The following is a 22,595-nucleotide window of genomic DNA, read 5'->3' on the forward strand; positions in this document are numbered from 1 at the left end:
CTGAAAGAAGCGCTCGACAAAGTTATGCCAACAGAGTGCAGCAACTATATGCGGCATTCCGGCTATGGCCCAACTTGATCTCGGATTACTCTAGGCCAACGCGCGCCGGGGGACAAGAGGCCGCGTTGGGACGGGGGGCCGGGGGCGCGGCCTGGAGAGGGGTGTCGTTGTCCGCCGACGCGTCGTCGTCCGTCCGCTCGACAAGGGGCGCGGGGATGGCGCGGCCGGGGGCCAGGCCGCCATCGGTGCGCAGGCGCTCCAGGCGGCGCACCACATTGCCGCGCCCGCGCGACAGCGTGTTCACCGCCGCGTCATGGGCGGTTCGCGCCGTGTCCAGGGCCTCGCCGACCCGCATCAGGTCCTCGGCGAAAGCGGCGAAGCGCTCGTACAGCGCCTCGGCCTCGTGGGCCAGGCGGGCGGTCCCCTGGGCGCGCCGGTCCATGCGCCACAGGTGGGCGACCGTGCGCAGCGCCAGGGTCAGCGTGGTGGGGGCGCACAAGATCACCCGCCGGTCCAGCGCCCGCTCGATCAACGCCGGGTCCGCGTCCAGGGCCAGGGCCAGCGCGCCCTCGACGGGCACGAACATCAGCACCACGTCGAGGCCGTCGCCGACGATCTTGTGATAGTCCTTGCGGCCCAGGTCGTCGATGTGCGCGCGCAGGCTGCGCAGGTGATCCTTGAGGGCGGCCGCGCGGGCGGCCTGGGCGTCGGACCGTGCCTCGGTCACGCTACAGTGACGGTCGAAGGCGGTCAGCGAGACCTTGCTGTCGATCACCACGGCCCGGTCCCGGGGCAGGCGGACGATCACGTCCGGCCGGCGGCGCCCGTCCGGCGTCTCGGCCGAGACCTGAGTCTGGTAGTCGTGGCCGCGCCGCAGGCCGCTTTGGTCCAGGATGCGGTCCAGCACCATCTCGCCCCAGGCGCCCTGGGCGCGACCGCCGCCCCGCAGGACGCGGGCCAGCCCGGTGGCTTCGCGGCCGATGGTCTGGTTGAGGTCCATCAGGCTCTTGAGCTGGGCGTCGAGGGCGCCGGTGGCCCGCTGGTTGTCGGCGTGGACGGCGTTGACGCGCCCCTGAAAGCCCTCCAGTTGTTCGCGGAAGGGCCGTAGCAGGGCGTCTAGGTGGTCCTGGTGCCGACGGCCCAACGCCTCGCCCTGGCGCACCAGGGCCTCGTCGGCCAGGGCCTTGAAGCGGGCCGTCATGGTCTCCCCGGTCTCGCGCGCCAGGGCGAGCCTGTCGGCGGCCGCGCGGCGCTCCTGCTCCAGGGTGGCGGACAGGGCCGAAAGGTCTCGTCGGGCCGTGTCGCGATCGTCGCGCAGGGCCTCCAGGCGGTCGTCGGCGGCGCGGACGGCCGCCGTCAGGTCCTCCACCTGCCGGTCCCGCAGCGCCAGGCCGGCGCGGGCGGCGGCCAGGTCGGCGGCGGCCTCATGGTACCGGTCCCGCGCCTGGTCGGCGTCGTCGGCGGCGGCCAGCAGGCGGGCGCGGTGGTCGTCGGCCTGGGCGCGCCACAGCGCCCGTTCCCGGGCGAAGGCCAGGGACCGTGCGCGCAGCATGGCCCGGGCCACCAGGGTGGCGACCAGCGCGACCACCAGCGGCGGCGCCAGAAGCGTCGCGGTGATGGTCCATCCGGGTCCGTCCAGAAGGGAAAGTGCGCCCGCCGGCATGCGGCCTGTCCTCGTCGATCGCGACATGCTAGATCATGATATGCATGAAGAAAGCAATACAACATGCTGAATCATCTGTCACGTTTGATGGTGAATGTGGCAGACGGGGAGGGCGGTGCCCGGTGTCTGGGTCGGCATGGTGAGCATTGCGGCGCGCGGCGGAATCCGCGACAGTGCCGCCCACCGCACATGGGGACATGCACGCGAGTCTCTCGGCGCATCCCTCAACCAGGAAGGACCTGACGATGCCACGGAGCCACATCGGTGCCCGCCGTCTGCTGCAGGGCGTGGCCAGGACCCTTGCCGGCGCCCTCGTCCTGGGATTGGCCACGCTGTCGGTCACATCCCCGGCGCGGGCGGCCGATGCCATCCGCGTCGGCGAGATCAACAGCTACACCCGGCTGCCGGCCTTCACCGAGCCCTATCGCCTCGGCTGGACGCTGGCGCTGGAGGAGATCAACGCCGCCGGCGGCGTGCTGGGCCGGCCGCTGGAGGTCATCGACCGCGACGACGCCGGCAAACCCGGCGAGGCGGTGACCGCCGCCAACGAACTGCTGATGCGCGAGGACGTGGACCTGCTGATGGGCACGTTCTTTTCCCACGTGGGCCTGGCGGTCTCGGACTTCGCCCGCCAGCGCCAGGTGCTGTTCGTCGCCGCCGAGCCGCTGACCGATGCCCTCATCTGGTCCAGGGGCAACGCCTACACCTTCCGCCTGCGCCCCAGCACCGGCATGCAGGCGCGCATGCTGGCGGAGGAGGCGGCCAAGCTGGACGCCGTGCGCTGGGCCTCCGTCGCGCCCAACTACGAGTACGGCACGTCGGCGGTGGCCACCTTCCGCGAGGCTCTGTCCGCGCTGCGTCCGGACGTCGAGTGGGTGGACGAGCAGTGGCCGCCGCAAGGCAAGATCGACGCCGGCGCCACCGCCCAGGCGCTGGCCCAGGCCGAGCCCGATGCCCTGTTCAACGCCACGTTCGGCCCCGATCTCGCCAAGTTCGTGCGCGAGGGCACCACGCGCGGCCTGTTCGAGGGGCGCGCCGTGGTCAGCCTGATCACCGGCGAGCCCGAGTACCTGGCGCCGCTGGGGGCCGAGGCTCCGGAAGGCTGGATCGTCACCGGCTATCCCTGGGACACCGTGGACACACCCGAGAACCGGGCTTTCGTGGCCGCCTACCAGGCGCGCTTCGACGACTATCCACGCATGGGGTCGGTGGTCGGCTATGCCGCCATGAAGTCGGTGGCCGCCATCATCGAAAAGGCCGGGTCGACCGACACCGACGCCATGATCGCCGCCGCCAAGGGGGTGATGGTGGACACGCCGTTCGGCCGCATCACCTATCGCGCCGCCGATCACCAGTCCACCATGGGCGCCTTCGTCGGCCGCACGGCGGTGCGCGACGGGCGCGGCACGATGGTGGACTTCGTCTACCGTGATGGCGCCGAGGTGCTGCCCCCCGAGGATGAGGCGCGGGCCTTCCGGCCGGAGTAATGGACACCGGCGCGTCCGCCGAGGGCGCGCCGACGGGACCACAGTCATGGATTTCCTCGTCATCCAGGCCCTCACCGGCCTGGCCAGCGCCTCGTCGCTGTTCCTGGTGGCCAGCGGCCTGACGCTGATCTTCGGGGTCACGCGCATCGTCAACTTCGCCCACGGGTCCCTGTTCATGCTGGGGGCCTATGGCGCCTGGACCTTCACCAGCGGGCTCGGCTGGGCGGCGCACGCCGGACCGCTGGGCTTCTGGGGCGGCGTGCTGCTGTCGGCGCTGGCCGTGGCGGCCCTGGGGGCGCTGGTGGAGGTGGTGCTGCTGCGGCGCATCTATCAGGCCCCGGCGCTGTTCCCGCTGCTGGCCACCTTCGGGCTGGCATTGATGATCGAGGACCTGGTGCGCCTCGTCTGGGGACCCGAGGATCTGCTGGGACCGCGCGCGCCCGGGCTGGAGGGCGCGGTCACCATCCTGGGTCAGAAGCTGCCGGCCTACGATCTGGCGCTCATCGCCCTGGGGCCGATGGTGCTGGCCGGCCTGTGGTGGGTGCTGCACCGGACCCACTGGGGTGTGCTGGTGCGGGCCGCCACCCAGGACCGGGCCATGGTGGGAGCCCTGGGTGTCGACCAGAGCCGCCTGTTCACCGGCGTGTTCGCCCTGGGAGCATTCCTGGCCGCCCTGGGCGGCGCGGTGCAGGTCCCGCGTGAGGCGGTGCACCACGCGCTCGATATGCAGGTCATCGTCGAGGCGTTCGTGATCGTCGTCGTCGGCGGCCTCGGCAATGTCGTGGGCGCCTTCCTGGCGGCGGTGCTGGTGGCCGAGTTGAACGCCTTCGGCATCCTGTTGTTTCCCCGCATCGGTCTGGTGCTGCTGTTCCTGGTGATGGCCGTGGTGCTGGTGCTGCGCCCGCACGGCCTGCTGGGCCGTCCGGAGGGGGAGACCCGCGCCGCCGTGCCGCCGACGGCGGGGTGCTGGCGGCCGGCGGGGGCCACGGGGTGGGCCGTGGGGCTGGCGCTGGCCGGGCTGCTGGCGCTGCTGCCGCTGGTGGCCGACGCCTATGTGGTGTCGGTGGCCGCCGAGATCCTCATCTTCGCCCTGTTCGCCGCCAGCCTGCACCTGATGATGGGCGTGGGCGGCATGGTCAGCTTCGGGCACGCGGCCTGGTTCGGCCTGGGGGCCTACGGGGCCGCCCTGGCCGCGCTGGGCCTGGGCGCGCCCATGGCCGTGGGCCTGGTGGCCGGACCGCTGCTGGCGGTGGCCGGCGCGACGGTGGCCGGCTGGTTCTGCGTGCGCCTGTCCGGCGTCTTCCTGGCCATGCTGACGCTGGCCTTCGCCCAGATCGCCTGGTCGGTGGTCTTCCAGTGGCACGAGGTCACCGGGGGCGACAACGGCCTGCTGGGCATCTGGCCGGACCGCTGGGCCAGCGACCCGGCGGCCTTCTACTGGGTGAGCCTGGCGGTCTGCGGCGTGGCCATCGCCCTGCTGCGGTCCATCGTCTTCAGCCCGTTCGGCTATGCCCTGCGCGCCTGCCGCGACAGCGTAGCCCGCGCCGAGGCCATCGGCATCGACCGTGTGCGCGTCCAGTGGCTGGGGTTCGTGATGGCCGGCGGGTTCGCCGGGCTGGCCGGCGCGCTGTACGCCTACCTCAAGGGCAGCGTGTTTCCCGAGGCGATGGCGATCCCGGTGTCCATCGACGGGCTGGTGATGGTGCTTTTGGGCGGTCTGACGACCCTGGTCGGGCCGGTGGTCGGCGCGGTGGCCTACAAGACCCTGGCCATCGTCGTCAGCAGCTGGACCGACCACTGGCCGCTGGTCCTGGGGGGCCTGATCGTGCTTCTGGTGATCGCGGCGCCCGACGGCCTGGCGGGCCTGGCGCGGCGGGTCGCGCGGGCGGCGTCGCGAGGCGCCGGCCCCGGTGGGCGGGAGCCCGCGTCATGACCGCGGCCCTGGAGGTGCATGGCCTGCGCAAGCGCTTCGGAGGCGTGCGTGCCGTCGACGACGTCGGGTTCACCCTGGCCATCGGCGAGATGTTGGCGCTGATCGGCCCCAACGGCGCCGGCAAGAGCACCTGCTTCAACATGCTGACCGGGCAGGTGCGGCCCGACACCGGCGCCATCCGCCTGTTCGGACGCGACATCGCCGGCCTGCCGCCGCGCCGCATCTGGCGCCTGGGGGTCGGCCGCACCTTCCAGGTCACCGCGACCTTCGGATCCATGACGGTGGCCGAGAACGTCCAGGTGGCCCTGATGTCCCATCACCGCCGCCTGCGCTGGCCATGGCCGCGCGCCGACCGCCTGGACGCCGGCCCGGCCCGGGACCTGCTGGCCCTGGTGGGCATGGCCGATCAGGCGGAGCGGGGGTGCGGGCTGCTGGCCTACGGCGACCTCAAGCGGCTGGAACTGGCCATCGCGCTGGCCAACGACCCGCGCGTCCTGCTGATGGACGAGCCCACCGCCGGCATGGCCCCGCGCGAGCGGGCGGCGCTGATGGACCTGACGGCGCGGATCGTGGCCGAGCGCGGCCTGTCGGTGCTGTTCACCGAGCACGACATGGACGTGGTGTTCGGTCACGCGGACCGGGTGCTGGTGCTGGATCGGGGCCGGCTGGTGGCCGAGGGCACGCCAGACGAGGTGCGTGCGGATGCCCGGGTGCGCGCCGTCTATCTGGGTGACCGCCCGCCTTCGGAGGCTGGGCCATGACCCTGGAGGTTCGCGGCCTGAGCGCGTGGCGCGGGCGCGCCCGCATCCTGCATGACCTGTCGTTTTCCGTCGCCGCGGGGGAGGCCGTGGCGCTGCTGGGGCGCAATGGCGCCGGCAAGACCAGCACCCTCGGCGCGCTCATGGGCCTGATCCCGGAGACGCGCGGCGACGCCCGGTTCAACGGGGTTCCGATCCTGGGCTTGCCGTCGCATCGCATCGCCCGGTTGGGGGTGGGCTATGTCCCCGAGGACCGGCGCATCTTCACCGACCTGACGGTGAACGAGAACTTGGCCGTCGGCCGTCGGCCGCCGCGCCCCGGCGTGCCCGTCTGGACCATCGAGCGTCTGGTCACCCTGTTTCCCAGTCTCGCCGGCCTGCGCGACCGGCGTGGCGGGCAGATGTCCGGCGGCGAACAGCAGATGCTGACCATCGCCCGGACGTTGATGGGCAATCCGTCCCTGGTGCTGCTCGACGACCCTTCCGAGGGTCTGGCCCCGCGCGTCGTCGATCACATGATCCAGGCGTTGCGGTCCATGAAGACCGAGGGTGTCGGCCTGCTGCTGTCGGACCAGTCCCTGACCGTGGCCCGGCACGTCTGCGACCGGGCGATCGTCATCGAGAAGGGACGTCTGGTCCATGACGGGTCGGTGGCGGCGCTTGACGCGGATCCCGCCCTGCACGGCGCCTTCCTGGCCCTGTGATCCCCGACGCCCTTGAGTCTTGATACCCAGATACCAGTGGCGGATGAGTGTGACTCATCCGCCCCCGGGCGCCTTGCAGGCGCCCGGATGGTCCAGATCTTGGCACCGCAAAGCGGTGCCAGGGCGGCACCGGCCCGCTCCCCCACCGTCATGGCGCGCGGCGTGCGAAAAGGGCCGCGTCCTTTCGGACGCGGCCCCTTCCAGGACATCCCGGGGGATATCGGCTGCATGACGAGCAGGCTTAGAAGCCCATGTCGCCCATGCCGCCCATACCACCCATGCCGCCGCCCATGCCGCCGGCACCGGCGCCGCCGTCCTTCTTCTCGGGGACCTCGGCGACCATGGCCTCGGTGGTCACCAGCAGGCCGGCGATGGAGGCCGCGTCCTGCAGGGCCGCGCGCACGACCTTGGTGGGGTCGATGATGCCGGCGCTGACCATGTCGCAGTAGGTGCCGTTCTGGGCATCGAAGCCCAGGTTGGCGTCGTCCTGCTCGATCAGCTTGCCGGCGACCACGGCACCGTCGGTACCGGCGTTCTCGGCGATCTGACGCACCGGCGTCTGCAGCGCGCGCTTGACGATGACGATGCCCGCCTGCTGGTCGCCGTTGGCGCCCTTCAGGGTCTCCAGCACGCGCGAGGCGTACAGCAGGGCGACGCCGCCGCCCGGCACGATGCCTTCTTCCACCGCCGCGCGGGTGGCGTGCAGGGCATCGTCGACGCGGTCCTTCTTCTCCTTCACCTCGACCTCGGTGGCGCCGCCGACCTTGATCACCGCCACGCCGCCGGCCAGCTTGGCCAGCCGCTCCTGCAGCTTCTCACGGTCGTAGTCGCTGGTGGTCTCCTCGACCTGGGCGCGGATGACGTTGCAGCGGCCCTCGATGTCGGTCTTGTCGCCGGCACCGTCGACGATGGTGGTCTCTTCCTTGGTCAGGGTCACCTTCTTGGCGGTGCCCAGCATGTCGAGAGTCACGTTCTCGAGCTTGATGCCCACTTCCTCGGAGATCACCTGGCCGCCGGTCAGGATGGCGATGTCCTGCAGCATGGCCTTGCGGCGGTCACCGAAGCCCGGCGCCTTCACGGCCGCGACCTTCAGGCCACCGCGCAGCTTGTTGACCACCAGGGTGGCCAGGGCCTCGCCCTCGACGTCCTCGGCGATGATCAGCAGCGGCTTGCTGGACTGGACCACCGACTCCAGCACCGGCAGCAGCGGCTGCAGGTTGGAGACCTTGCCCTCGTTGATCAGGATGTAGGGATTGTCCAGGTCGACCAGCATCTTCTCGGTGTTGGTCACGAAGTAGGGGGACAGGTAGCCACGGTCGAACTGCATGCCCTCGACCACGTCCAGCTCGGTGTCCAGGCCCTTGGCTTCCTCGACGGTGATGACACCCTCGTTGCCGACCTTCTCCATGGCCTCGGCGATGATCTTGCCGATCGCCTCTTCGCCGTTGGCGGAGATGGTGCCGACCTGCGCCACTTCCTGGGTGTTCTTCAGCTTGGTGGAGCGCTTCTGCACGTCCTCGACCACGGCGGCCACGGCCAGATCGATTCCACGCTTCAGATCCATGGGGTTCATGCCGGCGGCGACGGACTTGGCGCCCTCGCGCACGATGGACTGGGCCAGCACGGTCGCCGTGGTGGTGCCGTCACCGGCCAGATCGGCGGTCTTGGAGGCGACCTCCTTGACCATCTGCGCGCCCATGTTCTCGAACTTGTCGGCCAGTTCGATTTCCTTGGCGACGGTCACGCCGTCCTTGGTGATGCGCGGCGCGCCGAACGACTTGTCGATGATGACGTTGCGGCCCTTGGGACCCAGGGTCACCTTGACGGCGTCGGCCAGCGTGTCGACGCCCTTCAGCAGGCGATTGCGGGCGTCGGTCGAAAAGCGAACGTCCTTGGCTGTCATATCTTTGTACCCTCTGTGCGGAGCATATGGGATCGGTTCGGAGGTCTCTGGGGGCGAGGGGCCGGTGACCCTACTCCAGCACACCCATGATGTCGGACTCCTTCATGATCAGCAGCTCCTCGCCGTCGATCTTGACTTCGGTGCCGGACCACTTTCCGAACAGAACGGTGTCGCCCGCCTTGACGTCCAGGGCGGTCACCTTGCCGTCATCGCCGCGCGCGCCGGGGCCGACGGCGATCACCTCGCCCTGCATGGGCTTTTCCTTGGCGGTGTCGGGGATGATGATGCCGCCAGAGGACTTTTCCTCGGACTCGAGACGCTTGACCACCACACGGTCGTGCAAGGGACGAAACTTCATGGTCTTCCTCCGTCGATCGACGTTCGTCGTTCATGACGAGGCCGCCTCGATGCGGAGGCGGCCAATGTTTTGAGTCCCGGGTGTTTTCCGGAGGCTGTTAGCACTCCTCCCCGGCGAGTGCCAACGAGATAGGCGGCGACCGTCCGACTGTCAAGTCCGGACTGCCGCGCGGGCGCGGTCCGGGGCGCCGTTTTTTCGCGCGCCGCCTCGTCCCGGGACGGCGGGCGCGCCGTCACCGGCGATGGAGGGCGTCGACCACAAGCCCGTCCAGCATCGCCGGATCGGCCCAGGTCACGGTGACATCGGCGATGTCCACCTGTTGGCGCTGGTCCGGGGTCAGGCGCGCGGCGTCCTTGGCGGTGGTGACCGGCACCGCGCCGAGGGCGAAGGCCTCGTCCAGGATCGGCTGGATGTCGGTGGGCCGATAGGGATGGTGGTCGGCGAAGGGGTGGCGGGCGATCAGCCGGCAGCCGGCCCGCTCCAGCATCCGGAAGACCTTGTCCGGGCGGCCGATGCCGGCGAAGGCCACCACCCGTTCACCGGCCAGGCGGGTGACGCGCGGTCCCGGCTCCAGGCGCGCCCGCAGCAGGGGCAGGTCGCGGGGCACGCGGTCGGCGATACCGGCGGTGTCGTCGCCCATCAGCACCACCGCGCTGGCCCGCGCGAGGCCGGTCGGCACGGGTTCACGCAAGGGACCCGCAGGGATCAGGCGCCCGTTGCCGAACCCGGCCGCGCCGTCGACCACCACCAGCGACAGATCCTGGACCAGGGCCGGGTTCTGGAAGCCATCGTCCATCACCAGGGCCTCGGCGCCGTCCACCACGGCGGCGCGCCCGCCCTCGGCGCGGTCCCGGGCGATCCACACCGGCAGGCCGGCGGCGGCCAGCATCAGCGGTTCGTCCCCCACGATGGCGGTGTCATGGTCGCCGGGCGTGACCCGCAGCGGGCCGGCCGCGCGGCCGCCATGGCCGCGCGACAGCACCATGGCGTTCAGGTCGTGGCGGCGGCGCAGGCGCTGGGTCAGGTCCTCGACCACCGGGGTCTTGCCCGCGCCCCCGGCCACCAGATTGCCGACGCAGATCACCGGGATGGGCAGGCGTTCGGGACGCCCGCGCGCCAGCCGCCGCGCCGTCGCCCAGCCATAGATCAGGCCGGCGGGCTCCAGCAGGCGGGCCAGCGGCCCATCGGTGGACCAGAAGTCAGGCGCGCGCATGGGCCACGGCCTCCGGGGCCGGGACGGCGGTTGGCGCTAGGGGATCGAGCCAGGGCGCGAGTTCGGTCAGCACCCGGTCGAGCACATGCGCTTCGCCCGAGGCGAAGGCGACACCGGCGCGGCCCATGGCGGCGCGTGCGCCCAGATCGGCGAGCAGCACCCCCAGGGTTTCGGTGAGGTCCGTCTCGTCGGCCACCATGCGGGCGGCGCCGGCCGCCAGCATGCGCCGGCCGATATCGCGGAAGTTGTCCATGCGCGGGCCGAACAGCACGGCGGCGCCCAGGCGCGCGGGCTCCAGGGGGTTCTGGCCGCCGCCCTCGCCAAGCAGGCTCTTGCCCATCAGCACCACCGGCGCCAGGCGGCTGAACAGGCCCACCTCGCCCATGGTGTCGGCCAGGTAGACGGCGCAGGTGTCGTCCGGCGCGGCGCCGCGCGATCGCTGGGCCACGGCGATCCCCTCGGCCTCCATCTCGGCGCGCGCTTGGTCCCCGCGCGGGGCATGGCGCGGCATCACCAGCGTGAGCAGCCCCGGCACCCGTGTCGCCAGGCGCCGGTGGACCCGCGCCGCCAGGGCGTCGTCGCCCGGATGGGTGCTGAGGGCCAGCCAGCAGGGACGATCCCCGATGGCGGCGCGCAGGCGGTCCAACGCGACCGCGTCGGCGGGCGCCGGTTCGGCGGCGAACTTCAGGTTGCCCACGCAATGGGCCGGGTTGGCGCCCAGGGCGGCCAGCCGCGCGGCGTCGGCGTCGCTTTGCGCCAGGGCCAGGCGGAACCGGCCGAGCAGGTCGCGCATCAGCCCGCCGGCATAGCGCCGCCACGCTTCGAAGGAGCGGTCCGAGACGCGCCCGTTCAGCAGCACCATGGGCACGCCGCGCGCGTGGGTCTCGACGATCAGGTTGGGCCACACCTCGCTTTCGGCCAGGAGCAGCAGATCGGGCCGCCAGTGATCCAGGAACCGGCGCACCCAGGGCGCCCGGTCCACGGGCACGAACTGGTGGACCGCGCCCGCCGGCAACCGGTCGTGCATCAGCCGGGCCGAGGTCACGGTGCCGGTGGTGCACAGCACGGACAGGCCCGGGCGGTCATGCAGCAGGCGGTCGATCAGGGGCAGCAGGGAGAGGGCCTCGCCGACGCTGGCGCCGTGCACCCAGACCAGCGGACCGTCGGGACGCGGCACGCCAGCCCGCCCCATGCGCTCGCCGATGCGGGCGGGGTCCTCCTTGCCGCGAGTCATGCGGTGGCGCAGCAACGCCTGGATGAGCGGCGCCGACAGGTCGGTGAGACGCCGATACACGGTCAAGAGGTCCATCCATCCGCCACGGCAGTGAAGACTGGGGCCGAAGACTGGGGCCGAAGACTGGGGCCAGCGACCGAGGCTTAAGCGTGCCCAGGGGTGAGGTCAAGCATTGCGGTCAGGACGCGACGGCGGCGTGATCCGCGCGTCCCAACAAGATGTCGGGATCGAAAGGGCTGACGTTGGCGAGGAACTGGTCCACGCTGGTGTCCCAGGAGTGGCGCAACGCGAAGGCGCGGCAGGTCTCCGCCGGAGTGTCCAGGGCCGCCAGGGCGGCGGCCCTCAAGTCGTGGTCCAGGCGTCCCACCGGGGCCGCGCCGATGACATCGCGCGGGCCGGCCACCGGGAAGGCGGCCACCGGCACTCCGCAGGACAGCGCCTCCAGCAGCACGAGGCCGAAGGTATCGGTCAGGCTGGGGAACACGAACGCGTCACCCACGGCGTAGTGCTGGGCCAGTTCCTCGCCGCGCTTCTCGCCGGTGAACACCACGTCCGGATAGCGGGACCGCAACTCCTCCAGTTGAGGACCGGCGCCGACCACGATCTTGGTGCCGGGCAGGTCCAGATCCAGGAAGCCCTCGATGTTCTTCTCGATGGCCACGCGGCCCACATAGACGAACCAGGGCCGGGGGCCGGTGATCGTGGTGTCCAGGGCGCTTTTGTCGCGCGGGCGGAACAGCGCGGTGTCCACGCCCCGGCCCCAGCGCCGGATGTTGGCGAACCCCCAGCGCGTCAGTTCGTCCTCGATCGACGGCGTGGCCACCATGATGGCCCGGGAGCGGCTATGGAAGTGGCGCAGCAGCGCGTAGCTCCAGTCCAGCGGGACCCAGAAGCGCGCATGCACGTACTCGGGAAAGCGGGTGTGGAACGCCGTGGTGAAGGGAATATCGCGGTCCAGGCAGGCCGCGCGCGCCGCCCAGCCCAGGGGGCCCTCGGTGGCGATGTGCAGCACGCGCGGGCGCAGGTCGTCAATCATGCGCGACAGACGGGCGCGTTGGGCCAGCGCCAGGCGGATTTGCGGGTAGGTGGGGCAGGGCACGGTGTCGAACTGGTCCGGGGTGACCATGTGCACCCGGTGCCCGCGTCGCTCCAGGGTCGCCCGCAAGGTGTCCAGCGTGCGCACGACCCCGTTGACCTGCGGATACCAGGCGTCGGTGACGATCATGATGCGATCGGCCATGACGCGATCGGCCTGGCCCGGCGGGGCGCGATGATCCCAGGGCGTGCAGGTCTCGACGCGCGATCCAGATGCGGATGCGGCGGGCGCGTCGGCGGTGGTCTGGCGCGGGGGCGGGGCGGCGGGCTGGGTCATGATGGTGTCCTCGGCGGAGAACCAGAGGGCGTCGGTCCGAAAGGTTGGGCGGCGACGCATCGGCGGCGTCGAAGCCGGGTTCGTGGCGATGAGCCGGTGGCGGGGTGTCCGGTCTGGTCACCCGTCAACGGCGCTGGGTTTGCGCGCGGCGTGGACCGGTGCGATCTCCCCGTGCGCGCCGGTGCGTGGCGGTGGCGCGACGGGTCCGTCCGTTCCGGTCGCCGCCAGGGCCGGGGCGACCACCTCGGCCGGGGCTAGGTCGCGGGGCTTGCGCGCGCGACCCCGGTAGGCGTCGAACAGGGACGCGTCCCGAACCTGGGACCAGTCGATGATTTCCATGCGGCCATCGGGATGCTCCACCATGGCCGTGCAACTTTCCACCCAGTCCCCGTCGTTGCAGTACAGGATGTCGCCGACGGCGCGGATTTCGGCATGATGGATGTGGCCGCAGATGATGCCGCCCACGCCGCGCTTGTGCGCCAGGTCGGCCATGCTCTCCTCGAACTTGGCGATGTACTGGACGGCGTTCTTGACCTTGTGCTTCAGGTACTGGGATACCGACCAGTAGGGGAGGCCAAGGCGGCGGCGGGCGACGTTGAACCAGTGGTTCATCTCCAGCACGACCATGTAGGCCCAGTCCCCGAGCACGGCCAGCCAGCGCGCGTACATGACGACGCCGTCGAACTCGTCGCCGTGAATCACCAGGTAGCGGCGGCCGTCGGCGCCATCGTGGATCGCTTCCCGGCGCAGTTCCACGTCGCCGAAGTTGGCGTCGCAGTAGGCGCGGGCGAACTCGTCGTGATTGCCGGGAATGAAGATGACGCGGGTGCCCTTGCGCGCCTTGCGCAACAGCTTCTGGATGACGTCGTTGTGGGCCTGCGGCCAATGCCAGTGTTTTTTGAGGCGCCAGCCGTCGACGATGTCTCCAACCAGGTAAAGCGTGTCCGATTCGTTCAACTTCAGGAAGTCGAGAAGCATCTCCGCCTTGCAGCCGCGTGTGCCGAGATGAACATCGGATAAGAAAATCGTCCGATAATGCTTTGTCACGCAGACTGAATCCATTGCCTGGCCGTTATCCCGTGGCTTCATCGTTCCATTTACCCGCCGCCGGGCCCCCCGCTCCGCTTCAATGTGTCGTGGCCAAGGGCCCCATCCGCGCGTCGCGCCCGCGTGTCCCGACCGGAGGCTGGCCTCGATCCCACCGGAGCCGCGGCGACCGGAGCCGCTGCGGTCGAGGCCGCGCTCAAACGTGGCGACGCGCCAGCGTCAGCGCAAGCCGTTCCAGGGCGGGAACCATGGACCCCACCGTTGGCGCCCGGCCTCACGTCCGGTGTTATTGGTGGGTGACGGTTTCGAGTCCACCACATTTGGATCGTGCCACAAATATTTCATCTGTGGACCGTGGTCCCGGGAAAACACGCGCCCCGGACCCACAGGACAAATCAGGGTTTTCAAGGACCGCCTGAAGACATGGTGCCCCGTCTTCTCTTGAGCGCGTCCCGGGGCCGGGGCTCCGTCCGGGACGACTCCCACGGTGCGCTCCGGCCGTCAGCGGAGCGTGGTGCGCGTCAGCAAGGGGGCGGCCGTGCGGTTCGTCCAGGGGACGGGGCGGATGGCGCGCGCGCCCCGCGCCACGTCGACGCCCATGCCCGTGCCAAGCCGGGCGACGGCGGTGCCGCCCGGTGCGTCCGGGGTGATGGACACCCGGGCCGGACCGTCCAGCGCGTAGATCGTCGCGGTGAACAGGTCCGCCTCGATCACCAGGGTTCCGGCCTGGGTGGTCGCCGTCGCCGTGGGGGCGGCGATCGACACCGCCCGCCACTGGGCCCCGGCGGCCAGGTGGGCGCGCAGGCTGCCTCGCGCCAGGGTCAGGGTCAGGTCATGCCCGTCGCGATCCGTCCGGTAGCGGGTCACGGTGATGTCGGTGGCCGGTCCGACGGTCAGGACGGCCCCTCCGTTCACGCCAAGGCTTACCTTGGTCCGCTCGCCGGTGACCAGACGGTCGCCGCCGATCACCACGGCGCCCCTGGTGAGCCCCTGAGAGACGCCGTAGCGGATCAGGCCCGCGGGTCCCCGCACGGCCGTGACCCGCCCCAGCGGTGTTTGCGCGGGCGCCGCCGCGACCCTCAGGCCCGCCATGGCCGGCGCCAGGAGCAGGGCGGCCAGGGCCGTTCTGCGTCGCACGCGTCCAGGACTCGTCATCGGTCGCCGTCCTCTTCCTGGGCCGGGGCGCGACGCCGTCTTGGCGCCGATGGCCCGTTGTCCGCGAGCATAGGCGCGTTTTACTGTGGGGCAAGAGCACTGTCCCGCCGTGGTCCTGGCGGTCGGCGGGGCAGGGTCCTTGGGACCGGTATCTCTCCGGAGGGAACCATGATGGCGAACGGCGGATGGACGGCGCGGCCCCGGATCGGCCGCCGGTTGTGGGCGGCGCCGGCCCGTGGGGTGCCGGCCTGGGGTGTGTCGGCCCGGGGGGTGTCCGTCGCGGTGATGCTTCTGGCCGCCGGGCTTGGCGGCGGCCTGACCGGGCATCCGGGATGGGCCAAGGAAGCAGGCAGGACGATCCAGTACGGCCGCAGCACCGCGCCGTTCTGGCAGGTGGGAGCGCCCGACACCGACTTGTCGAAGCTGTGCCGACGCGGCCAATTCAACCAAAAATCGCACGAAGGGTACTACATCGGATACTACGGCAAGGAGAACCCCGGGCGCGGGTACACGGGCATCGCCAAGCAGGACTACAATCTCTTCGACCCCACGGGAAAAGCCAAACCGGACGTGACGTATCACTTCTTCAACGACGGCTACTCCAACTGCAAGGTGTACGCGGCCCCCGATCCGGAGCCCGGCGAGGGCGGGCAGCCGTGAGGCGGTGATCGGGATCCGGGGCCGGCCCGCGCCTGATCAGTAGGCGTATTCCATGAACAGCGGATCGATGTCGCCGTTCCAGCGGCCGTGGAAGGACTCCAGGTGATCCTCGGCCGGGCAGCGGCCCGAGTCGGCGATCTCGAACAGCACGTCCAGGAAACAGGTCTCGTCACGCCCCTGGGAGTTCAGCCGCGCGCGTCGCGCCAGCCCGCGCCGGGCGATGTCCAGCACCTCCAGCGCCACGTCGCCCAGGGTGCGGTCGCGGAACGGCGTGGCCAGGGCGCGCGCCGGCACCTGGTCGCGCAGGGCCGAGACCTCCGCCAGGGTCCAGGAGCGGGTCAGTTGCGCCGCCTCGTCCAGGGCCACCGAGTCGTACAGCAGGCCGACCCAGAACCCCGGCAACGCGCAGATGCGGCTCCAGGGGCCGCCGTCGGTGCCGCGCATCTCCAGGTAGGACTTGAGCCGGACCTCCGGAAAGGCGGTGGTGATGTGGTCGGACCAGTCGCCCTGGGTCGGCCGTTCACCGGGCAGGGCGGGCAGCCGGCCGTCCATGAAGTCCCGGAACGACTGGCCGGCGGCGTCGATGTACCGGCCGTCGCGGTACACGAAGTACATGGGCACGTCGAGCAGGTAGTCCACGTAGCGCTCGAAGCCCATGCCCTCCTCGAACACGAAGGGCAGCATGCCGCAGCGCGCCGGATCGGTGTCGGTCCAGATATGGCTGCGGTAGCTGAGGAAGCCGTTGGGCCGCCCCTCGGTGAACGGGCTGTTGGCCCACAACGCCGTCGCCAGCGGTTGCAGGGCCAGGGCGACGCGGAACTTGCGCACCATGTCGGTTTCGCTCTGGTAGTCCAGGTTCACCTGCACGGTGCAGGTGCGCAGCATCATGTCCAGCCCCAGCGTGCCCACGGTCGGCATGTGACGCCGCATGACGGCATAGCGGCCCTTGGGCATCCAGGGGATGTCGTCGCGCGCCCATTTCGGATTGAAGCCCAGGCCGATGAGGCCGATTCCGTGCTCGCTGGCCACGGCCTTCAGGTTCCGGTGATGGGACGAGACCTCGGCGCAGGTCTGGTGGATGGTTTCCAGGGGCGCGCCGGACAGCTCCAACTGGCCACCCGGCTCCAGGGTCACGCTGCCGCCGTCGGGACAGGTCAGGGCGATGAGGGCGCCATCCTCCTCCACCGGCCGCCAGCCGAACCCCCGCAGGCCCTCCAGCATGTCGAGAATACCCGGCGCGCCGTCGGCGCCCTGGTAGGGCAGGGGGCGCAGGTCCCGGAACGTGAACGCCAGCTTCTCGTGCTCCGTGCCCACGCGCCAGCGCTCGGGCGGCTTGCAGCCCGCCTCGAAGGGGGCGATCAGGTCGGCCTTGCCGGTGATGGGCTGGGTGTTGGCTGTGGCGGGCGCGGACATGAGCGGACTCCGAGGGGGACCCGGACGCGGCGGGCGCCGGTCCGGCATCCAGGATCGTGATTCAGAAGGCGGAGGGCAGGATCATCGGATCATCGCCAGTCGCCGGACAGCGTCTGCCAGAGCGACAGGCCCGCGATGGCGGCCGTTTCGGCCCGCAGGATCCTTGGCCCCAACCGCACCATCGTAACAAAGTCCAGTTGCCGCAGGGCGTCAAGCTCGGAGTCCGCCAGGCCCCCTTCCGGCCCGACCAGAAGCGCCGCCGGCGCCCCGGCGGCCTCGGCGAACGCCCGCGCGGCGGGCGTGGCGTCGCCGTGCTCCGCCAGCACCAGAAGGCGCCGTTCGGCCGGCCACGTCTCGGCGATGCGGGCCAGGGCGACGGGGGCGGCCACCTCGGGCACGGTCAGGCGCCGGCACTGCTCGGCGGCTTCCACGGCCAGGGCGCGCAGGCGGTCGGTGTTGACGCGGGTGCTGGCGGTGAAGCGCGTCAGCACGGGCTCCAGGCGCGCGACCCCCAGTTCGGTGGCCTTCTCGGCCACCAAGTCGACCGGTCCGCGCTTCAGCGGCGCGAACAGCAGCCAGGGGCCGGCCTCGGCGGCCTGCGGGCGCAGGCGGTCGCGGCACAGGAGCCGTCCACCGGCCTTGGCCAGCCGTTCGACGGTGGCCCGCCACTCGCCATCCCGCCCATTGAAGACCACGACGGCGTTGCCGGGGCCGCGCCGCATCACCGATCGCAGGTAATGGGACTGCGCCGCCGGCAGGTCCACGGTGGCGTGACCGTCCAGGGGCGCGTCGGGCACATACAGGCGTGGTCCCTGTCCCCGGGCGGCGGCGGCAGGATCTGGGTCGGGGGTGGTCATGAACGGCATCCCTTGGTCTGGCGAACATCGTTCTCTTGAGCCGGGCGAGTGGCGCCCGTAGGGTAGGCGCCCGCGGCGCTGCCTCATAGAGGGGTGAGCGGTGCGCGACTGAATCGGGGAGCGAGGGTGGCATGACCAAGGGAGTTCAGCTTGTCGGCGACATGCCGGTGGGAGGCTGGGTGGACCGGGTGCTGCCCGAGCGTCTGTTGCCCTATGCCCGTCTCATGCGGCTGGACCGGCCGATCGGCTGGTGGCTGCTGCTGTGGCCCACGTGGTGGAGCACGGCCCTGGCCGCCGACGCCACCACCGCCGGGTGGCCGAACCCGCTTCTGCTGGTACTGTTCCTGATCGGCGCCGTGGCCATGCGGGGCGCCGGTTGCACCTACAACGACATCGTCGATCGCGAGTTCGACGCGCGGGTGGCCCGCACCGCGCAACGCCCCATTCCCTCCGGTGCGGTCAGCGTCACCCAGGCCAAGGTTTTCCTGGTGCTTCAGGGCCTGGTGGGCCTGGCGGTGCTGCTGTCCCTGAACGGGTTCGCCATCGTCGTGGGCCTGCTGTCTTTGCCGCTGGTGTTTGCCTACCCCTTCATGAAGCGCGTGACCTACTGGCCGCAGGCCTGGCTGGGTCTCACCTTCACCTATGGCGCCCTGGTGGGCTGGGCGGCGGTGCGGGGCGACCTGGACTGGGCACCACTCGCGTTGTATGCGGGCGGCCTGTTCTGGACCCTGCATTACGACACCATCTACGCCCACCAGGACAAGGAAGACGACCTGATCGTCGGCGTGAAGTCTTCGGCGCTGGCCCTGGGGCGGCGGACCCGCCCGGCGCTGCTGCTGTTCGTGACGGCGTTCATGGGCCTGACCGCGCTGGCGGGGCTGCTGGCGGAGGTGCATTGGGTGTTTTTCCCGATGCTCGCCTTGCCGGCCGGGCACCTGTTCTGGCAGGTGCTGACGGTGGACATCGATGACGGCGCCGACTGCCTGGCCAAGTTCAAGTCCAACCGCATGACCGGCTGGCTGCTGTTCGCGGCCATCATCGCGGGCACCGCGAGTCCGGGTTAACGTCGAGCGCACCTCTCGGGCGATCCCCTGGCCTCGTCGCGCCTATCGCGGTCATAAATAAATTGACAGCATGCTATGTTTCTAGCCACAGTGTGCACTGTAAGCGCGTGTTCGTGACGCGGAACCATCAAGAGAACGGACTCCGGCGGTGATGCGGGTGTGTGGTGCCGGCCTGGCCGAGGGCGGCGCGCGCGCCGGTCTTGGACGCGCCCGCGACTGAACGCCCCTGACCGACGGGGGCCGTGCCCACGGCCGCGATACGGTTCGGCACAAGACTCAACAGAGAGAAAAAGGGTGGGATGACAGCGCGTTCCCCATGGGAACGCCCTGGGAGCGGAGGGCAGCATGCAGTACGTCAAGGCGTTTCACGTCCTTGGTGCCATCATGTTCTTCGGCAGCGTTCTCGATCATGTGTCCACATCGAGGGTCCCGGGCCTCACCGAGGATCCGGAGACCCTCCTGGTGGTGCGTGAGGTCATCGGTGTCTCGGCCGACTACGTCACCGTCCCGGGGCTGGTGCTGCTGCTGATCACGGGCGCGGTCATGGTCGCGGTGCGCCGGCCGTCGATCCCCCGGGTTCGCTGGCTGGGCGTGCATTTGGTGATCGCCCTGTTGATCACGCTCAACGTGGCCCTGGTTCTGTATCCGATCGGACAGGACTTCGTTACCGTGGTGTCCCAGGCGATCGCCGAGGGGCTGCCGATGGACCGGATCCTGGCCCTGGTGCAGGGGTTGCAGGACGCGGAAATGACGTTCGGTCCCCTCAACGTCCTGATGGCGCTGACCACGGTGTTCGTCGCGGTCGTCAAGCCGCGCTTCGGGAAAGCGGAAGGATAGTCTCGCCATGGATCAGTACTACACGGTTCTTGTGTTCTCCCATGTGCTGGGGTTCATCCTGCTGGGGGGCGGCTTATGCGCGGTGTTCCTGTCGGAGCTGAGAGCCTATCGCGCCGTGGATCTTCTGATCTTCGTGGAATCGGCCCGCTTCACGGCCCTTTGCTATGACGCCCTGGTGCTGCCGGGTGCGCTGATCGCCGGGGCGTCGGGGCTGTTGCTGATCCTGGAACTGGAGCTTGGGTTCTTCGAACAGCCCTGGGTCGTCGGCATGTGGGGATTGTTCGTGTTCGAGTTCGTGGAAGGCAACATCCTCACCCGGATTCAGTTCCGGCGAACCTTGCGTGAGTCGAACAAGCTGCTGGAGCACGGCCGCCTGACCGAGGTCGCCCGGGCCGAGGCCCGGACCATGATCGGCCTGATCGTCCACTTCCTCGACCTTCCGCTGTTCGCGGTGATCGTCTACTGCGGCGTCGTCCGTCCGGAAACCTGGGCGGACCTGGCCTGGGCGATCGGCGTGGCGGTGGTGGTGGCCGGTGTCCTGACGGCGTTCGTGCCGCGATGGGCACGCCGGGACCTGGGGACGCACAGCGGCGGCGGAGAGGGCCAGCAGTCGGTGCCGTGAGCATGGGGGGGCCGCGCATCGGGGCGCGAGGCGCGGTCCGCCGGGCCGGCTTCGCGCGATCGTCTAGCATCCGCACTGGACCCCGATGCGCGTTCGTTGCTATGTACCCACATCAAGACCGTCGGCGGTGACGGCGGCGGGCGGGTGCGCGCCTGACGTTGGTCGGACGCGCGCGGGGTGGATCGTTGTCCCCGGGGACGATGTCCAGGGATCATGCCGGTCCCCGACGTCCCGTCTCGAGGGACCCGTGCCTCAGCCCCGGTCACGCCACCAGACGCCGAGCCCGACACGGGTCATCCCCCAGGAACAGGAGTCCGAACCCATGGCCTTGACCTCCTTGCGCCAGGTCCTCGATCACGCCGCCGAGTATGGCTACGGCGTGCCCGCCTTCAACGTGAACAACATGGAGCAGGTGCTGTCCATCATGCAGGCCGCCAAGAAGACCGATTCGCCGGTCATCCTGCAGGCCAGCCGTGGTGCCCGCTCCTATGCCGGCGACATCATGATCAAGCACATGATCATGGCCGTGTCCGAGATGTTCCCCTCCATTCCCGTCGTCATGCACCAGGACCACGGCAACTCCATGTCGACCTGCCTGTCGGCCATCGCCAACGGCTTCTCGTCGGTGATGATGGACGGCTCGCTGGAGGAGGACGCCAAGACCCCCGCGTCCTATGACTACAACCTCGCCACCACCGGCAGGGTCGCCGAGGCCGCGCACATGGTCGGCGTGTCCGTCGAGGGCGAACTGGGCTGCCTGGGCTCCCTGGAGACCGGCAAGGGCGACAAGGAAGATGGTCACGGCTTCGAGGGCGAGCTGGACCACTCCATGCTGCTGACCGATCCCGACCAGGCCGCCGACTTCGTGGCCCGCACCAAGGTGGACGCGCTGGCGGTGGCCATCGGCACCAGCCACGGCGCCTACAAGTTCACCCGCGAGCCGACCGGCGACATCCTGGCGATGAACGTCATCAAGGAGATCAACAAGCGCCTGCCCAACACCCACCTGGTGATGCACGGCTCGTCGACGGTGCCGCAGGACCTGCAGGACATCATCAACGCGCACGGCGGCGAGATGCCGCAGACCTACGGCGTGCCGGTGGCCGAGATCGTCGAGGGCATCAAGAACGGTGTGCGTAAGATCAACATCGATACCGATTGCCGGATGGCCATCACCGGCGCGATCCGCAAGGTCCTGAACGAGAAGAAGGCCGAGTTCGACCCGCGCAAGTACCTGAAGCCGTCCATGGAGGCCATGCAGCAGGTGTGCGAGGACCGCTACGAGTCCTTCGGGACCGCCGGCAAGGCGTCCAAGATCAAGACCATTCCGCTGGCCGACATGGCCAAGCGCTATGCGTCGGGCGAACTGGATCCGAAGGTGGCCGGCTGACGCCGGGCGTCACGCCAGGATAAGCGACGATGCGGCGGGCGTGCCTTCGGGCGCGCCCGCCGTTCGGCGTTCCAGGACGCCGGCTCGTCCGCCCCTCCCCGGACCCCCGCGCCGGAACGCTTGTAACCTTGCCGGGCGGCGTCCGATACTGCGGGTCGTGGACGCGGTTGACGCCGGCCGCCGTCTGGCCCCGGACCGGGGCGCCGCCGCGACGCCCGGCGGGCGCGCCCGCTGGGGCCGTCGCCGCCATCCCCGTCCACCAAACTCCCCCTTCCATCGGACAAGGAGAGATCGTCATGCCCGTTCGTTTGACAGTTCCGGCGCTGCTGCTGCTTGGTGCCCTGGCGTTCGGCGCCGCCATGCCGCTGACCGCCACGTCCGCCCATGCGCACGACACCGGCGATGGCCTGGTGCGCGTGGCCAGCCCGCATTCGGTGGAAAAGACCATCGGGCGCCTGCGCACGGCCCTGGAGGACAAGGGCATCACCATCTTCGCCGACATCGACCACGCGGCCAATGCCGCCGCCATGGACCTGGAGATGCCGGCCACCCACCTGCTCATCTTCGGCAGTCCCAAGATCGGCTCGCCCCTGATGCGGCGCAATCCGGCCATCGGGATCGACCTGCCCATCAAGACCGTGGCCTACGAGGATGACCAGGGCCAGGTCTGGCTGGCGTACAACGATCCGGCCTATCTGGCGGAGCGCCACAACCTGCCGGCCGACCTGAAGCCGTTTGTCGGCATGCGCAAGGCCCTGGACGGGTTCATCCTGTTCGCTGTCAAGAAATAGGCAATGGAGGCTCCGGCGGGCCAAACTGCCTCCGATGTTGCAGCAGTTCTCATTTTGAGCTGAAAGGCTTGGACACGGGACACGGGATGTGATTCACCCTCTGGGTGAGGTGGCTTGAAGAGCAAATCGCGGCG

At 70.2% G+C, this 22,595-nt stretch carries 20 protein-coding genes; 10 read left to right on the forward strand and 10 right to left on the reverse strand.

Going from position 1 to position 22,595, the window contains the following annotated elements; all coding sequences use genetic code 11:
* Positions 1-85 precede the first annotated feature (85 nt).
* On the reverse strand, positions 86-1,663 hold the full coding sequence (locus GGD89_RS17690) for a DNA recombination protein RmuC (protein ID WP_184048181.1): 1,578 nt from the start codon (positions 1,661-1,663) through the stop codon (positions 86-88).
* A gap of 245 nt (positions 1,664-1,908) precedes the next feature.
* Between GGD89_RS17690 and GGD89_RS17695 the strand changes: the two genes are divergently transcribed.
* Genes GGD89_RS17695 through GGD89_RS17710 form a run of 4 tightly spaced genes read left to right on the forward strand, consistent with a single transcriptional unit; the run spans position 1,909 to position 6,545 of the window.
* Positions 1,909-3,150 carry an ABC transporter substrate-binding protein gene (locus GGD89_RS17695; protein WP_184048185.1) on the forward strand — a complete coding sequence of 414 codons (1,242 nt, stop codon included), beginning with the start codon at positions 1,909-1,911 and terminating at the stop codon, positions 3,148-3,150.
* A gap of 46 nt (positions 3,151-3,196) precedes the next feature.
* On the forward strand, positions 3,197-5,083 hold the full coding sequence (locus GGD89_RS17700) for an ABC transporter permease (protein ID WP_184048188.1): 1,887 nt from the start codon (positions 3,197-3,199) through the stop codon (positions 5,081-5,083).
* Positions 5,080-5,844 (forward strand): ABC transporter ATP-binding protein, encoded by a 765-nt coding sequence (locus tag GGD89_RS17705; RefSeq protein WP_184048191.1) that lies wholly within the window; start codon positions 5,080-5,082, stop codon positions 5,842-5,844. The genes GGD89_RS17700 and GGD89_RS17705 overlap by 4 nt, the downstream gene beginning before the upstream one ends.
* On the forward strand, positions 5,841-6,545 hold the full coding sequence (locus GGD89_RS17710) for an ABC transporter ATP-binding protein (protein ID WP_184048194.1): 705 nt from the start codon (positions 5,841-5,843) through the stop codon (positions 6,543-6,545). Before GGD89_RS17705 ends, GGD89_RS17710 begins: the two co-directional genes overlap by 4 nt.
* A 241-nt stretch (positions 6,546-6,786) precedes the next feature.
* On the opposite strand, the gene groL is transcribed toward GGD89_RS17710, so the two are convergent.
* The 7 genes from groL to GGD89_RS17745 form a co-directional block, all read right to left on the reverse strand.
* Positions 6,787-8,448, reverse strand: a complete 1,662-nt coding sequence (groL, locus tag GGD89_RS17715; RefSeq protein WP_184048197.1) for a chaperonin GroEL — start codon at positions 8,446-8,448, stop codon at positions 6,787-6,789.
* A gap of 70 nt (positions 8,449-8,518) precedes the next feature.
* A complete protein-coding gene (gene groES, locus GGD89_RS17720) occupies positions 8,519-8,806 on the reverse strand; it encodes a co-chaperone GroES (RefSeq protein WP_184048200.1) in 288 nt (95 codons plus the stop codon).
* Positions 8,807-9,038: 232 nt separating this feature from the next.
* Positions 9,039-10,019, reverse strand: a complete 981-nt coding sequence (gene lpxK, locus GGD89_RS17725) for a tetraacyldisaccharide 4'-kinase (RefSeq protein WP_184048203.1) — start codon at positions 10,017-10,019, stop codon at positions 9,039-9,041.
* Positions 10,006-11,328 (reverse strand): 3-deoxy-D-manno-octulosonic acid transferase, encoded by a 1,323-nt coding sequence (locus GGD89_RS17730; RefSeq protein WP_184048206.1) that lies wholly within the window; start codon positions 11,326-11,328, stop codon positions 10,006-10,008. The genes lpxK and GGD89_RS17730 overlap by 14 nt, the downstream gene beginning before the upstream one ends.
* A gap of 103 nt (positions 11,329-11,431) precedes the next feature.
* Positions 11,432-12,493, reverse strand: coding sequence for a glycosyltransferase family 4 protein (locus GGD89_RS17735; RefSeq protein ID WP_184048236.1), 1,062 nt, complete (start codon positions 12,491-12,493; stop codon positions 11,432-11,434).
* A 249-nt stretch (positions 12,494-12,742) separates the two neighbouring features.
* A complete protein-coding gene (locus GGD89_RS17740) occupies positions 12,743-13,714 on the reverse strand; it encodes a UDP-2,3-diacylglucosamine diphosphatase (protein ID WP_425503056.1) in 972 nt (323 codons plus the stop codon).
* Positions 13,715-14,173: 459 nt separating this feature from the next.
* Positions 14,174-14,809, reverse strand: a complete 636-nt coding sequence (locus tag GGD89_RS17745; protein WP_184048212.1) for a FecR family protein — start codon at positions 14,807-14,809, stop codon at positions 14,174-14,176.
* A 186-nt stretch (positions 14,810-14,995) separates the two neighbouring features.
* Here GGD89_RS17745 and GGD89_RS17750 point away from each other — a divergent pair, with 186 nt between their 5' ends.
* On the forward strand, positions 14,996-15,487 hold the full coding sequence (locus GGD89_RS17750) for a hypothetical protein (RefSeq protein ID WP_184048215.1): 492 nt from the start codon (positions 14,996-14,998) through the stop codon (positions 15,485-15,487).
* A gap of 36 nt (positions 15,488-15,523) precedes the next feature.
* Here GGD89_RS17750 and GGD89_RS17755 read toward each other — a convergent pair whose 3' ends face one another.
* Both GGD89_RS17755 and GGD89_RS17760 read right to left on the reverse strand, forming a co-directional pair.
* Positions 15,524-16,900, reverse strand: coding sequence for a glutamate--cysteine ligase (locus GGD89_RS17755; RefSeq protein WP_184048219.1), 1,377 nt, complete (start codon positions 16,898-16,900; stop codon positions 15,524-15,526).
* Positions 16,901-16,989: 89 nt separating this feature from the next.
* Entirely contained in the window at positions 16,990-17,757 is a 768-nt protein-coding gene (locus tag GGD89_RS17760) for a 16S rRNA (uracil(1498)-N(3))-methyltransferase (protein WP_184048222.1), read from the reverse strand.
* A 131-nt stretch (positions 17,758-17,888) separates the two neighbouring features.
* Between GGD89_RS17760 and ubiA the strand changes: the two genes are divergently transcribed.
* The 5 genes from ubiA to GGD89_RS17785 all read left to right on the forward strand — a co-directional run bounded on the left by ubiA (position 17,889) and on the right by GGD89_RS17785 (position 22,461).
* Positions 17,889-18,821, forward strand: a complete 933-nt coding sequence (gene ubiA / locus GGD89_RS17765) for a 4-hydroxybenzoate octaprenyltransferase (protein WP_184048225.1) — start codon at positions 17,889-17,891, stop codon at positions 18,819-18,821.
* Positions 18,822-19,166: 345 nt separating this feature from the next.
* Positions 19,167-19,658: a DUF2269 family protein gene (locus tag GGD89_RS17770; RefSeq protein WP_184048228.1), complete on the forward strand. Its 492-nt coding sequence runs from the start codon at positions 19,167-19,169 to the stop codon at positions 19,656-19,658.
* Positions 19,659-19,665: 7 nt separating this feature from the next.
* Positions 19,666-20,280 carry a DUF2269 family protein gene (locus GGD89_RS17775; RefSeq protein WP_184048230.1) on the forward strand — a complete coding sequence of 205 codons (615 nt, stop codon included), beginning with the start codon at positions 19,666-19,668 and terminating at the stop codon, positions 20,278-20,280.
* Positions 20,281-20,602: 322 nt separating this feature from the next.
* Positions 20,603-21,670 (forward strand): class II fructose-bisphosphate aldolase, encoded by a 1,068-nt coding sequence (fba, locus tag GGD89_RS17780; RefSeq protein WP_184048233.1) that lies wholly within the window; start codon positions 20,603-20,605, stop codon positions 21,668-21,670.
* Positions 21,671-21,966: 296 nt separating this feature from the next.
* A complete protein-coding gene (locus GGD89_RS17785; protein WP_221238546.1) occupies positions 21,967-22,461 on the forward strand; it encodes a DUF302 domain-containing protein in 495 nt (164 codons plus the stop codon).
* Positions 22,462-22,595: the final 134 nt, after the last annotated feature.

It is taken from the genome of Roseospira visakhapatnamensis (genome assembly GCF_014197915.1).
Taxonomy (GTDB): Bacteria; Pseudomonadota; Alphaproteobacteria; order Rhodospirillales; family Rhodospirillaceae; genus Rhodospira; species Rhodospira visakhapatnamensis.

What these genes read in the sequence shown, in the direction of transcription:
- GGD89_RS17755 (WP_184048219.1), bottom strand. Translation starts at nt 16,900, where the DNA reads ATGTCCGCGCCCGCCACAGCCAACACCCAGCCCATCACCGGCAAGGCC.
- lpxK (WP_184048203.1), bottom strand. Translation starts at nt 10,019, where the DNA reads ATGCGCGCGCCTGACTTCTGGTCCACCGATGGGCCGCTGGCCCGCCTG.
- groES (WP_184048200.1), bottom strand. Translation starts at nt 8,806, where the DNA reads ATGAAGTTTCGTCCCTTGCACGACCGTGTGGTGGTCAAGCGTCTCGAG.
- GGD89_RS17775 (WP_184048230.1), top strand. Translation starts at nt 19,666, where the DNA reads ATGGATCAGTACTACACGGTTCTTGTGTTCTCCCATGTGCTGGGGTTC.
- GGD89_RS17750 (WP_184048215.1), top strand. Translation starts at nt 14,996, where the DNA reads ATGATGGCGAACGGCGGATGGACGGCGCGGCCCCGGATCGGCCGCCGG.
- GGD89_RS17760 (WP_184048222.1), bottom strand. Translation starts at nt 17,757, where the DNA reads ATGACCACCCCCGACCCAGATCCTGCCGCCGCCGCCCGGGGACAGGGA.
- ubiA (WP_184048225.1), top strand. Translation starts at nt 17,889, where the DNA reads ATGACCAAGGGAGTTCAGCTTGTCGGCGACATGCCGGTGGGAGGCTGG.
- GGD89_RS17700 (WP_184048188.1), top strand. Translation starts at nt 3,197, where the DNA reads ATGGATTTCCTCGTCATCCAGGCCCTCACCGGCCTGGCCAGCGCCTCG.
- GGD89_RS17705 (WP_184048191.1), top strand. Translation starts at nt 5,080, where the DNA reads ATGACCGCGGCCCTGGAGGTGCATGGCCTGCGCAAGCGCTTCGGAGGC.
- fba (WP_184048233.1), top strand. Translation starts at nt 20,603, where the DNA reads ATGGCCTTGACCTCCTTGCGCCAGGTCCTCGATCACGCCGCCGAGTAT.
- GGD89_RS17740 (WP_425503056.1), bottom strand. Translation starts at nt 13,714, where the DNA reads ATGAAGCCACGGGATAACGGCCAGGCAATGGATTCAGTCTGCGTGACA.
- GGD89_RS17695 (WP_184048185.1), top strand. Translation starts at nt 1,909, where the DNA reads ATGCCACGGAGCCACATCGGTGCCCGCCGTCTGCTGCAGGGCGTGGCC.
- GGD89_RS17785 (WP_221238546.1), top strand. Translation starts at nt 21,967, where the DNA reads ATGCCCGTTCGTTTGACAGTTCCGGCGCTGCTGCTGCTTGGTGCCCTG.
- groL (WP_184048197.1), bottom strand. Translation starts at nt 8,448, where the DNA reads ATGACAGCCAAGGACGTTCGCTTTTCGACCGACGCCCGCAATCGCCTG.
- GGD89_RS17690 (WP_184048181.1), bottom strand. Translation starts at nt 1,663, where the DNA reads ATGCCGGCGGGCGCACTTTCCCTTCTGGACGGACCCGGATGGACCATC.
- GGD89_RS17730 (WP_184048206.1), bottom strand. Translation starts at nt 11,328, where the DNA reads ATGGACCTCTTGACCGTGTATCGGCGTCTCACCGACCTGTCGGCGCCG.
- GGD89_RS17770 (WP_184048228.1), top strand. Translation starts at nt 19,167, where the DNA reads ATGCAGTACGTCAAGGCGTTTCACGTCCTTGGTGCCATCATGTTCTTC.
- GGD89_RS17735 (WP_184048236.1), bottom strand. Translation starts at nt 12,493, where the DNA reads ATGGCCGATCGCATCATGATCGTCACCGACGCCTGGTATCCGCAGGTC.
- GGD89_RS17710 (WP_184048194.1), top strand. Translation starts at nt 5,841, where the DNA reads ATGACCCTGGAGGTTCGCGGCCTGAGCGCGTGGCGCGGGCGCGCCCGC.